7 protein-coding genes and 4 pseudogenes are annotated in these 11,862 nt (G+C 60.7%); 9 read left to right on the top strand and 2 right to left on the bottom strand.

Annotated features, from left to right (window positions below; translation table 11 throughout):
* The first annotated feature begins 127 nt into the window (after positions 1-127).
* Positions 128-400 carry a hypothetical protein gene (locus LN139_RS17180; protein WP_236355344.1) on the top strand — a complete coding sequence of 91 codons (273 nt, stop codon included), beginning with the start codon at positions 128-130 and terminating at the stop codon, positions 398-400.
* Here the strand turns inward: LN139_RS17180 and LN139_RS17175 are convergent.
* Entirely contained in the window at positions 390-1,286 is an 897-nt protein-coding gene (locus LN139_RS17175; RefSeq protein WP_236355343.1) for a chemotaxis protein CheV, read from the bottom strand. The genes LN139_RS17180 and LN139_RS17175 overlap by 11 nt on opposite strands.
* 74 nt (positions 1,287-1,360) lie before the next feature.
* Positions 1,361-2,917, bottom strand: a pseudogene (norR, locus tag LN139_RS17170) (nitric oxide reductase transcriptional regulator NorR).
* A gap of 145 nt (positions 2,918-3,062) precedes the next feature.
* On the opposite strand from norR, the gene hmpA reads away from it, so the two are divergent.
* The 8 genes and pseudogenes from hmpA to alaC all read left to right on the top strand — a co-directional run bounded on the left by hmpA (position 3,063) and on the right by alaC (position 11,642).
* A complete protein-coding gene (gene hmpA, locus LN139_RS17165; RefSeq protein WP_236355342.1) occupies positions 3,063-4,238 on the top strand; it encodes an NO-inducible flavohemoprotein in 1,176 nt (391 codons plus the stop codon).
* Positions 4,239-4,341: 103 nt separating this feature from the next.
* Positions 4,342-4,853 (top strand): annotated as a pseudogene (locus tag LN139_RS17160) (disulfide bond formation protein B).
* Positions 4,854-5,414: 561 nt separating this feature from the next.
* Positions 5,415-6,368: a ubiquinol oxidase subunit II gene (gene cyoA, locus LN139_RS17155; RefSeq protein WP_236355341.1), complete on the top strand. Its 954-nt coding sequence runs from the start codon at positions 5,415-5,417 to the stop codon at positions 6,366-6,368.
* 3 nt (positions 6,369-6,371) lie between these two features.
* Positions 6,372-8,376 (top strand): annotated as a pseudogene (gene cyoB / locus LN139_RS17150) (cytochrome o ubiquinol oxidase subunit I).
* Positions 8,377-8,380: 4 nt separating this feature from the next.
* Positions 8,381-9,007 (top strand): cytochrome o ubiquinol oxidase subunit III, encoded by a 627-nt coding sequence (locus LN139_RS17145; protein WP_236355340.1) that lies wholly within the window; start codon positions 8,381-8,383, stop codon positions 9,005-9,007.
* Entirely contained in the window at positions 9,007-9,342 is a 336-nt protein-coding gene (gene cyoD, locus LN139_RS17140) for a cytochrome o ubiquinol oxidase subunit IV (RefSeq protein WP_236355339.1), read from the top strand. The genes LN139_RS17145 and cyoD overlap by 1 nt, the downstream gene beginning before the upstream one ends.
* Positions 9,343-9,353: 11 nt before the next feature.
* A complete protein-coding gene (cyoE, locus tag LN139_RS17135) occupies positions 9,354-10,244 on the top strand; it encodes a heme o synthase (protein ID WP_236355338.1) in 891 nt (296 codons plus the stop codon).
* A 154-nt stretch (positions 10,245-10,398) separates the two neighbouring features.
* Positions 10,399-11,642, top strand: a pseudogene (gene alaC, locus LN139_RS17130) (alanine transaminase).
* Positions 11,643-11,862: the final 220 nt, after the last annotated feature.

Here is an 11,862-nt window from a genome sequence, read left to right as displayed (position 1 = left end):
CACAAGGGTGAGTAAAACGTTTAAGTAAGAATTTACCTTTTTCCTACAGAGTTATCGGAATCGTCCAATAGCTGTCGAAAAACCGAGTCATGAAACTTGGCCGTTTCGTAGAGATGAGTGGCCCGTCATGATCAGTTTGGCCTCTGGCCTTTCGCCGTTTGTGTGGCAGGGCGTTTACAGCGCCCTCGACGTTCTGCCCACGCTGGCGGGTGAGGAAAGCGGGGCGCTGGCAATGGCGGGCGGAGTGGCAGCAACCTGGGTCGCCACTCGGGAGCGCCTTCCGGCATTGGGTTGGCTATCGATAGGCGCGCTGTTGGGAGGCGTGCTGGCCCACGCGCATGCCAATCAGTGGCTTGGCGAGCGCCTGGTTGCCTTGGGCGGTTGGCTGATTACCCTTTGAGCACCGTGCGCGCGGCCTTTACCAGCGACTCGGTCAGGTCAGGCGACGAAAACTTGGTCAACACGGCGTTGGCACCTGCGGCCTTGGCGCGTTCTGCGTTCATGGCGCTGTCCAGCGAGGTGTGCAGCAATATGTAGAGCTCGTGGAAGTCCGGTGTGTCGCGCAACGTGCGGGCCAGGGCGAAGCCGTCCATCTCCGACATCTCGATATCGCTCACCAGGATGTTGATCTGCCCCGGCGTGCCTTGCAGTTCCAGCAGCAGGTCCAGCGCTTCGCGGGCGCTGCGGGCGGTACGGCACTCCAAACCCAGGTTGCGCAGGGTCAGCGTCGATTGCTGCAGGGCAACCTGGCTGTCGTCCACCACCAGGATGCGAGCGTGGGCGAGCAGTTCGGCCTCTTCCATGTTCAGCGCCTGGTCTTCGGGCGGGAGAATCTCGGCAGGCGCGATGCTGTGGATGACTTTCTCGATGTCCAGCACCTGTACCAGGGCGCCATCCACTTCCGTGACGCCGGTGATGAATGACCGGTCCCCGGTCGCATAAGGTCGGGGTCGAATATCGGTGGTCAGGCAGTGAATGATGCGGCTCACTGCCTGCACGTGCAGGCCCTGGCGGGAGCGGCTGACGTCGGTGACGATCAGGCAGCCGCCGTTGGGGTCGGCCAGCGGCCGTTCACCGATTGCGCGGCTCAGGTCGATGACCGACAACGTGCTGCCGCGCAAGGACGCTACCCCTTTGACGTAGGGATGCGACTCCGGGAGGCGGGTCAGGGGAGGGCAGGCGATGATTTCGCTGACCTTCAGCAAATTGATGGCCATCAGTTTTCCGCTGCGCAGGGTGAACAGCAGCAGTGACAGCGCGTCGGCGTGAACCTTGAGGCTAGACATAAAGGGTATTTTTCCAATCCGGTAGCAGGCTATCGGCTGCGACAGCCCTGGCTTGAGCCTTGTCGCCAATCGGGTCATCCATTGCTCGAAGGCTTGAGCCCAAGGCGCTGCGCCAGCCGGTTGAGGTTGGCGCGATCCACTCCCAGCGCCCGAGCGGTGCTGGCCCACTGCATGTGGTGCCGTTCCAGGGTGTACTGGATGAGCTCGCGCTGGAAGTCATCTACCGCCTCGCGCAGCCCTGTGGGCTCTGTATCCTGCGGCGCAGGGCTGGCTGGCATGGGGGGGCGCGGGTTGTCGGAGGGCGCCAGCCCCAGCGCCTGCGCCGTCAAGGTGAGCATCCCGGCGCTTGCACGATCCCTGGGCCGGGCCCGCAGCACCGCACGGCTGATCAAATGCTCCAGCTCGCGCACGTTGCCTGGCCATGCGTAGCTGAGTAAGGCGGCTTGTGCGTCACTGGCCAGGCGCAAAGCAGCCAGGCCCATGCGCGCACGGTTCTGCTCGAGAAAATAGCCGGCAAGCAGCAGCACGTCACGGCCCCGAGCCCTGAGCGGCGGCACGCTGATCGGGTATACGCTCAGGCGGTGGTAGAGGTCGTCGCGAAACAACCCTTCACGCACGCGCTCGGCAAGGTCGCGATTGGTCGCCGCGATCACCCGTACGTCCACGCGATGCTCACGGTCCGAGCCTAGCCGCTGCAACTGCCCACTTTGCAGCACACGCAGCAGCTTGGCCTGCACTGGCAGTGGCAGTTCCCCGACCTCATCGAGCAGCAAGGTACCGCCGTCTGCCAGTTCGAATTTGCCGCGCCTGTCTGCGGTGGCGCCGGTGAACGCACCACGCACGTGGCCGAACAGTTCGCTTTCGACCAGCGTATCGGGCAACGCCGCGCAGTTGAGGCTGATCAGCGGCCGGTTAGCCCGCGCCGAGCTGCGATGCAGCGCCTGGGCGACCAGCTCCTTGCCTACGCCGGTTTCCCCGGAGATCAGAACTGCCAACGAGGTGCTGGCCACGGTTTCGATTTCCTGGCGTAACTGCTCGAGTGCCGGGCTCTGGCCGATCATCGGCGTGCTTTGTGCCTGCGCAACGTAGCTGTCTGCGCGCTGGCGTTCGTGCTCGGCGCGGCTGGCGAGCCGTTCGATGTGTTCAGCGACCCGCACGGTTGCGGCGGCAAGGCTGGCGAACGCCTGCAGAGTCTCGGGCGCATGCGCTGCAAAGCGGTCTGCGGCGAGCGCATCGAGGGTCAGCAACCCCCAGGGCGGTCATCTACATACAGCGGGCAGCCCATGCAGTCGTGTACATGCAGGTCGTCACCCAATCCTTCTATCAAGCCGTCGTAGGGGTCTGGCAACGGGCTGTCGCTGGGGAAGCGCGTGGGGAGGGGGAGCTCAGGAGGATCTGCAGGCGGGGTGGTCTGCCACCTTGAAGCGCCGGCCCAACGTGTCGATGGCCAAGCCATCCACCGCCAGGGGCTGCAGGTGCTCGCCCTCAAGGCGTAACAGGGCTACCGCATCGCAAGGCAGCACCAGCCTCAGGCTTTGAAGCAGGCGGCGGAATCGTTCCTGCTCCGGGAGTTCACGGGCGAGGTCGGTAACCAGAGGCAATAGAGCGGTGAGTAATACTGTTGAGGTCATTATGACTTCCTGTAGTCGTTCGGACTGCGGCGACAGTGTAGTCGTTGTGACTCGGGCCTGCTTGAAACCCAGTGAACACGGGCATCGGCCATTGGCACGGCTTATGTAGAGCAGAGGAAGAACTTCAATACTCTGGAAGCCCTCCATGATCAGCTCTGCCCACCGTGACATCATCCGCGCCACCGTTCCCCTGCTTGAAACCGGCGGCGAGGCTCTCACTCGCCACTTCTATCAGTTGATGTTCGACCAGTATCCGCAGGTCAAGGTGCTGTTCAACCAGACACACCAGGCGCGCGGCGATCAGCCCCGCGCGTTGGCCAACGCTGTATTGATGTATGCGCGCAATATCGACCGCCTCGATTCGCTCGGCCCGTTGGTAACGCAGATCGTGCAAAAGCATGTTGCGCTGCAGATTCTTCCTGAACATTACCCCATCGTTGGCACCTGCCTGCTCACCTCGATTCGCCAGGTGCTCGGCGAGCAGGTTGCTACCGATGCCGTGTTGGACGCCTGGGCCGCTGCGTATGCGCAACTGGCCGACATCCTGATCGGCGCGGAGGAGGGCGAGTACGCCCGCCACGCCCAGGCACATGGCGGCTGGCGTGGCGCAAGAAGGTTCCGGCTTGGGCGCCGCGTGGCGGAAAGCGAGCACATCACCTCGTTTTACTTCGTGCCGGTTGACGGCCTGCCTGTGTTGCGGGCGCTGCCCGGCCAATACATTGGCTTGCGCGTACTGCTTGATGCTACGGGCGAGGCACGGCGCAATTACTCGCTGTCGGCACCCAGTGACGGGCGCGAGTATCGGATCAGCGTCAAGCGTGAAGCGGGTGGGCTGGTGTCTGGCTATCTGCATGATCAGTTGAAGGTGGGCGATAGCCTGGATCTGTTCCCGCCTGCGGGCGGGTTCGTGCTGCAAGAGGGCGCAGGGCCGGTTGTGCTGATCAGTGCAGGCGTCGGCATCACGCCGATGCTGCCGATGCTGCAGGCAGCGCTTGAAGCAGGGCGTCGTGTGCACTTCATTCATTGCGCCCGTAACGCTCAGGCACAAGCGTTCGGCCCCTGGCTGCAGGCATTGGCCCATTCGCATGCAAACCAGCTCTTCTACTATCGGGTGCACGGGCAAGGCGACCAGTGCGATGCTGCCGGGCGCCTGGACCGCGAGCTGCTGCGCAAGTGGTTGCCAGGCGGTGAAGGGCTGGATGCCTACTTCCTGGGGCCGAAAGCATTCATGGGCGACGTGAAGCGTTGGTTGGGCGAACTGGGGGTGCCCGCCGAGCGGTGCCATTGGGAGTTCTTCGGCCCTGCGCAGGCGCTGGAATAGGCGTGTGGCTTAATGTGCCTTCAACGGGCCACACCTTAACTGGCCCGGGCTATCGGTGGTACCGTAGCCGCCCTCCAGCCATTGCCGATTCCAGGACTGAACCATGCGTGACGAAGCTGTGCGATTAGGGCGTGAACGCCGCTTTCTTGTGTTGCTAGGCATCATCTGCCTGGCACTGGTGGGTGGCGCGCTCTATATGCAGATCGCACTTGGAGAGATGCCGTGCCCGCTGTGCATCCTGCAGCGCTATGCCTTGTTGCTGATAGCGTTGTTCGCCTTCGTCGGCGCAGCCTTGCCTGGGCGCCGTTCGCTTACCGTGTTCGAGGTGCTGGTGGTGCTCAGTGCGCTGGCCGGCATCGCAGCGGCGGGCAATCACGCGTGGGTGCTGGCCCATCCCTTTCGAGCTGCGGCGTCGACACTTTGCAGCCGATCGTCGATGGCCTGCCTTTCGCCCGGTGGTGGCCCACCGTGTTCGAGGTTCAGGGGTTCTGCAGCACGCCTTACCCTCCGATCCTTGGCTTGTCACTCGCGCAGTGGGCTCTGCTGGCATTCGTGCTCACCGCCGTTCTGGTACCTGTAGGCGTTATCCGAAATCGGCGCCGCGCGTCGGTCTAGCTCACCCATCATGAATCATGCCGAAACCGCGACAATAGCCCCCTTCCAGGAAGGGCCATTGTCGCGGCCTCGGCCTGCGCATAATGGCTCAAGGCCGCACCACTCAAGGCTTTCAGGCTCTGCGCACCTGCTGCGACATCGTGTCGCAAGGGCTTGAAAAGGGGCGCTTTGTTGCATAATCGGCAAGTTACTGTTGCTAAATAAGCCATATTCAATGCGGGGCTAGCTCACTACAATCGCGGCAATTTCTGTTCGGGCCAACCCCTGCGAGCCGCTGAAATCAAGGCTGTACGCCTTGTTTGCCAGTGCTTCGCCAGCTCCGCAGAAACCCGGGTAGTTACCCTTCATTGATTGTCCGCACCAAAGGAATGGGGCGCGAACGCACGACTTGCCTATAATCGACGAGTCATAGCAGAGAGTATCGAACAGGCTTGCCTACCGCAGTTGCGGGTTACGGGCACGCCCGTTATCAATCTCGAGAAATGCTGACGCTTGGCAGGACGAAGTGTTGGCAATCACAACACACCATTGCAATGAAGCAAGCTGCTTAGAGGTCGTGAGATGAGTAAAAAGCGTTACCCCAGACTATTTGGCCTATTGCCGTTGATCGGCATGCTTTTTCTCAGTGGGTGCGACTGGACCCTGCTCAACCCGAAGGGTCAGGTAGGGATCGAGGAGCGTAACCTGATCCTCATCGCCTTCGGCCTGATGCTGCTGGTCGTAGTACCCGTGATCGTCATGGCCTTCGCGTTCGCCTGGAAGTACCGTGCTTCCAACAAGAGCGCCACCTATGCGCCCGAGTGGGCACACTCGACCAAGATCGAAATGGTCGTCTGGGGCATCCCGCTGCTGATCATCATCGCGCTGGGCACCGTGACCTACATCACCACTCACAGCCTCGACCCTTATCGCCCGCTGGATCATGAAGCCAAGCCTGTGACCATCGAAGTGGTTTCGATGGACTGGAAATGGGTGTTCATCTATCCGGAGCAGGGCATTGCAACGGTCAACAAGATCGTCTTCCCCGCCAACACCCCGGTCAATTTCCGTATCACTTCCGACTCCGTGATGAACTCCTTCTTCATCCCGGCGCTGGGCGGCCAGATCTACGCAATGGCCGGCATGACTACTCAGCTGCACCTGATCGCCAACGAAAACGGCGAATTCGACGGTATCTCCGCCAACTACAGCGGCGCGGGCTTCACCGGCATGAAATTCAAGGCAGTGGCCACTTCCGAGGCGGACTTCAACGCCTGGGTCAAAGAAGTCAAAGGTTCGTCCAAGTCGCTCGATGCGGCGACTTACAGCGCCTTGCTTAAACCGAGCGAGAACAACCCTGTCGAGCTGTACAGCTCCTACGCCCCCAACCTGTTCCAGACCATCGTCAACAAGTACGAAGGCATGAACCCGGGCAAGGGCCATGGCGAGCACGGCACCGAGCACAAGAAAGAAGGTTCGGCCGACATGGGCGGGATGGACATGAGCACGCACGCAGCTGCTGGGGCAGAGGAGTAAGAGATGTTCGGTAAACTGAGTCTGGAAGCGATACCCTTCCATGAGCCGATAGTGATGGTGACCCTCGCCATCGTAGCGGTTCTTGGCCTGGGTGTTGTCTCTGCGGTCACCTACTTCAAGAAGTGGGGCTACCTGTGGAAAGAGTGGCTGACCTCGGTCGACCACAAGAAGATCGGCGTGATGTATATCGCCGTCGCCATGATCATGCTGCTGCGCGGCTTCGCCGACGCCGTCATGATGCGCTCGCAGCTGGCAGTCGCCACCGGCGGCTCCACCGGCTACCTGCCGCCTGAGCACTACGACCAGATCTTCACCGCTCACGGTGTGATCATGATCATCTTCATGGCCATGCCTTTCATGATCGGCCTGATGAACATCGTCGTGCCGCTGCAGATCGGCGCCCGTGACGTGGCTTTCCCGTTCCTGAACTCGGTGAGCTTCTGGTTCTTCGTCGTCGGCGTGCTGCTGGTGAACATCTCCCTGGGTGTCGGCGAATTCGCCAAGACCGGCTGGGTCGCCTATCCGCCGCTAGCGGGGTTGCAATACAGCCCGGGGGTAGGGGTCGACGACTGATATCTGGTCGCTGCAGATATCCGGCCTGGGTACCTTGCTCACTGGTGTGAACTTCATCGTCACCATTCTGAAGATGCGTGCTCCTGGCATGACTCTGATGAAAATGCCGGTATTCACCTGGAACTGCCTCTGCACCGCTGTCCTGATCGCCGCTTCGTTCCCGATCCTGACCGCCACCCTGCTGCTGCTTTCGCTTGACCGTTATCTGGGCATGCACTTCTTCACCAACGAGCTTGGTGGCAACCCGATGATGTACGTCAACCTGTTCTGGGCGTGGGGCCACCCCGAGGTTTATATCCTCATCCTGCCGGCGTTCGGTGTGTTCTCCGAGGTTACCTCGACGTTCGCCAAGAAGCGCCTGTTCGGTTACGTCTCGCTGGTCTGGGCAACGGTGGCCATTACGGTACTGTCGTTCATCGTCTGGCTGCACCACTTCTTCACCATGGGTTCGGGTGCCAACGTCAACGCCTTCTTCGGCATCATGACGATGGTGATCGCGATTCCGACAGGTGTGAAAATCTTCACCTGGCTGTTCACCATGTACCGCGGCCGCATAGAGTTCAAATCGCCGATGCTGTGGACCGTTGGCTTCATCGTGACCTTCAGTATCGGTGGTATGACCGGCGTTCTGCTGGCCGTTCCGGGTGCTGACTTCGTGCTGCACAACAGCCTGTTCCTGATCGCTCACTTCCACAACGTGATCATCGGCGGTGCCGTGTTCGGTTACCTGGCGGGCTTTGCCTTCTGGTTCCCGAAAGCCTTCGGTTTCACCCTGAACGAGCGTTGGGGCAAGGCGTCCTTCTGGTTCTGGCTGGTCGGTTTCTACCTGGCGTTCATGCCGTTGTACGTGCTGGGCTTCATGGGCATGACCCGTCGCCTGAACCACACCGACAACCCGGAGTGGACTCCATGGCTGATGATCGCCATGGTCGGTGCGCTGTTCATCGCTGCCGGTATCGCATGCCAGCTGATTCAGCTGTACGTGTCGATCCGCGACCGCAACAAGAACCTGGACGTCACTGGCGACCCATGGGATGGCCGTACTCTGGAATGGTCGACTTCCTCGCCACCTCCGTTCTACAACTTCGCCGAAGTGCCAGCCGTTGCTGATCTGGACGCTTACTGGGGCATGAAAGAGCGCTCCCAGGCGACCGAGAAGGCCGCTCACTACGCACCGATCCACATGCCACGCAACACCGGCATGGGCTTCCTGATCGCAGCCTTCAGCCTGGTGTTCGGCTTCGCCTTCATCTGGCACATCTGGTGGGCAGTGGGCGTAGGTTTTGTGGGCATGATCGTGACTTTGATCGTCCGCAGCTACGACGACGATATCGACTACTACGTCCCGGTTGACGAAGTAGCTCGCATCGAGGCTGAACGTTTGAAAACTCTGGCTAACGCCAACGCCGGTATGGCGCGAGTGGAGAAGGCTTAACACCATGTCCAATACAGTTACTCACGGTGATATTGCCCACGGTCACGACCACGGGCATGACGAGCACCACCACGACGCCGGGGGCATGACCGTCTTCGGCTTCTGGATCTACCTGATGACGGACTGCATTCTGTTCTCGTGCCTGTTCGCCGCTTACGCGGTGCTGGCCGGGAACGTTGCAGGTGGCCCGTCGGGCCACGAGATCTTCGAACTGGACTACGTTCTGGTCGAGACCTTCCTGCTGCTGTTCAGCTCGATCACCTTCGGGTTCTCGATGCTGGCCATGCACAAAGGCAACAAGAGCGGCGTGCTGTTCTGGCTGTTCATCACCTTCCTGTTCGGTGCCGGCTTCATCGGCATGGAAATCAACGAGTTCCACAAGCTGATCGTTGAAGGTTATGGCCCAGACAAGAGCGGCTTCCTGTCCGGCTTCTTCACCCTGGTCGGTACCCACGGCCTGCACGTGAGCAGCGGCCTGCTTTGGATGGCGGTGATGATGGCGCAGATCTCGAAAAAGGGCCTGACCGAAACCAACCAGACCCGCATGAGCTGCCTGAGCCTGTTCTGGCACTTCCTGGATGTCGTCTGGATCTGTGTGTTCACCGTTGTCTACCTGATGGGGGCCCTGTAATGGCTAACTCCAATCATTCAGCCGGCGGCGCGAGCCACGGCAGCTTCAAGTCCTACATGGTCGGTTTCATCCTGTCGGTCATCCTGACGGTGATCCCGTTTGGCCTGGTCATGGTGCCCGGCTTCATGTCCAAGGATGCGGTGCTGCTGACCATCCTGGCCTTCGCAGTGGTTCAGGTGATCGTTCACCTGATCTACTTCCTGCACCTGGACCGCTCATCCGAGCAGCGCTGGAACGTGATCGCGTTCATCTTCTCGGCGGTGATCATCGCGTTCCTGGTCGGCCTGTCGCTGTGGATCATGTTCAGCATCCACCACTTCATGATGGCGAAGTGAGGAACACCGGCATGTCCGTAAAGCACTTTATCCAAATCACCAAACCGGGGATCATTTTCGGTAACGTGCTTTCGGCGGCAGGTGGTTTCTTCCTCGCCTCGCAAGGGCATGTCAGCCTGGCTCTGTTGCTTGCCACGCTGATCGGCACCTCGTTGGTGGTAGCGTCGGGTTGCGTGTTCAACAACTGCATTGATCGCGACATCGACGTGAAGATGGAACGCACCAAGAACCGCGCCATGGTGCAGGGGCTGATTCCGGCCCCGGTTGCTCTGGCGTACGCAACGGTGCTCGGTGTGGCGGGCCTTGGCCTGCTGTACTGGGAAGCCAATCTGCTGGCGGCGCTGTTCGCCCTGATCGGCTTCATCATCTACGTCGGCCTCTACAGCCTGTACCTCAAGCGCAAGTCGGTACACGGCACATTGGTGGGTAGCCTCTCCGGGGCAATGCCGCCGGTGATCGGCTACGTTGCAGTCAGTGGTACGTTCGACCTGGCTGCGCTGACCCTGCTGGTGATGTTCAGCCTGTGGCAGATGCCGCATTCCTACGCAATCGCGATCTTCCGCTTCAACGATTACCTGGCTGCGTCGATTCCGGTGCTGCCGGTGAAGCGGGGCATTCTGGTCGCCAAGAAGCATATCCTGGTCTACACCTTCGCTTTCCTGCTCGCCACCTTGATGCTCACCTTCGGCGGTTACGCCGGCATGAGCTATCTGGCAGTAGCGGCAGCGATGGGGATGTACTGGCTGTACATGGCCTGGACCGGTTACAAGGCTGCCGATGACCGCGTATGGGCTCGCAAGCTGTTCGTGTTCTCGATCTTCACCATCACCGCGCTCAGCGTGGCGATGTCCCTGGACTTCAAGGCACCTAGCGAGCTGCTGCTGACCTACGCCGCGCCCTGAGCGTGAAGTGAATGAGAAACCCGGCCCTGTGCCGGGTTTTTTCATTTCCGGGCTTTACAGCGCCACTGCGGCCCGCTTACTGTGCCGGCAGGCCAATGCGTTGGCCAACGTCGCTCGGACGGTTCCGGGCGCTTACGTACATTTCGAGGTTCACATGGCTGGCACCCGTCCGCCGCGCCGTTTTGCGCGCATCGATCGTCTCCCCCTTACGTCTTCAATATCACCGCCGAGCTCAAGATGGCCGCCCGCCGCCGTGGCGAGGACATCATCGACCTGTCGATGGGCAATCCGGATGGCGCTACGCCGCCGCATATCGTCGAAAAGCTGGTCAGTGTCGCGCAGCGCGAAGACACTCACGGTTACTCCACGTCCAGGGGCATACCACGGCTGCGCCGAGCGATTTCTCGTTGGTACGCCGACCGCTATGACGTCGCCATTGACCCAGAAAGCGAGGCCATCGTCACCATCGGGTCTAAAGAAGGCCTGGCCCACCTGATGCTGGCAACCCTCGACCACGGCGATACCGTGCTGGTGCCCAACCCGAGTTACCCGATCCACATCTACGGTGCCGTGATTGCCGGCGCCCAAGTGCGTTCGGTGCCGCTGGTGCCCGGCGTCGATTTTTTCGAAGAGCTGGAGCGGGCCATTCGCGAGTCCATCCCGAAACCCAAGATGATGATTCTGGGCTTCCCGTCCAACCCTACATCGCAATGTGTGGAGCTGGATTTCTTCGAGCGCGTGGTGGCCCTTGCCAAGCGTTATGACGTGCTGGTGATCCATGACCTGGCTTATGCCGACATCGTCTACGACGGCTGGAAGGCGCCTTCGATCATGCAGGTGCCCGGTGCCAAGGACATCGCAGTGGAGTTTTTCACCCTGTCGAAAAGCTACAACATGGCTGGCTGGCGAATTGGCTTCATGGTGGGCAACCCGGAGCTGGTCAATGCGCTGGCACGAATCAAGAGCTACCACGACTACGGCACGTTCACGCCGCTGCAGGTAGCGGCCATTGCCGCACTCGAAGGTGACCAACAATGCGTGCGCGACATCGCCGAGCAGTACCGGCAGCGGCGCAACACATTGGTCAAAGGGTTGCACGAGATTGGCTGGATGGTGGAGAACCCCAAGGCGTCGATGTACGTCTGGGCGAAGATTCCCGAAGCGTACGCGCATTTGGGTTCGCTGGAGTTCTCCAAGAAACTGCTGGCCGAGGCGAAGGTGTGCGTATCCCCAGGCATTGGCTTTGGCGACTATGGCGATGACCATGTGCGCTTCGCACTGATCGAGAACCAGGACCGCATCCGCCAGGCAGTCCGCGGGATTCGCCAGATGTTCCGCGCGGACGGCTTCGCGCCGCAGGGCCAAGGGCCACGCAAAGGCAAACCTGCCGAGCAATGAGGCGCTGCGCCGGCTGTTTTGCCGCCGGCGTATTATTGCCAACCCGGTAACTAGGTTTTCTCTCTGGAGACTTTGCCAAGGCCATTTCCCCGCTTAAGCTCTGATTCATGCGGGGTGCTGCGGCAGTTAACTGGCAACCCTCGCCCCCTGTGGCAAGCCTTTGACATCTCCGTCGCTGCACTTTGTCGGTCAGCGATGGTGCTCAGCAACATAGCCACGT

Source organism: Pseudomonas sp. KNUC1026 (assembly GCF_021650705.1).
In the GTDB taxonomy this organism is placed as follows: Bacteria; Pseudomonadota; Gammaproteobacteria; order Pseudomonadales; family Pseudomonadaceae; genus Aquipseudomonas.
The sequence above is the reverse complement of the archived record's forward strand: the minus strand, read 5'-3'. Positions and strand labels throughout refer to the sequence as shown.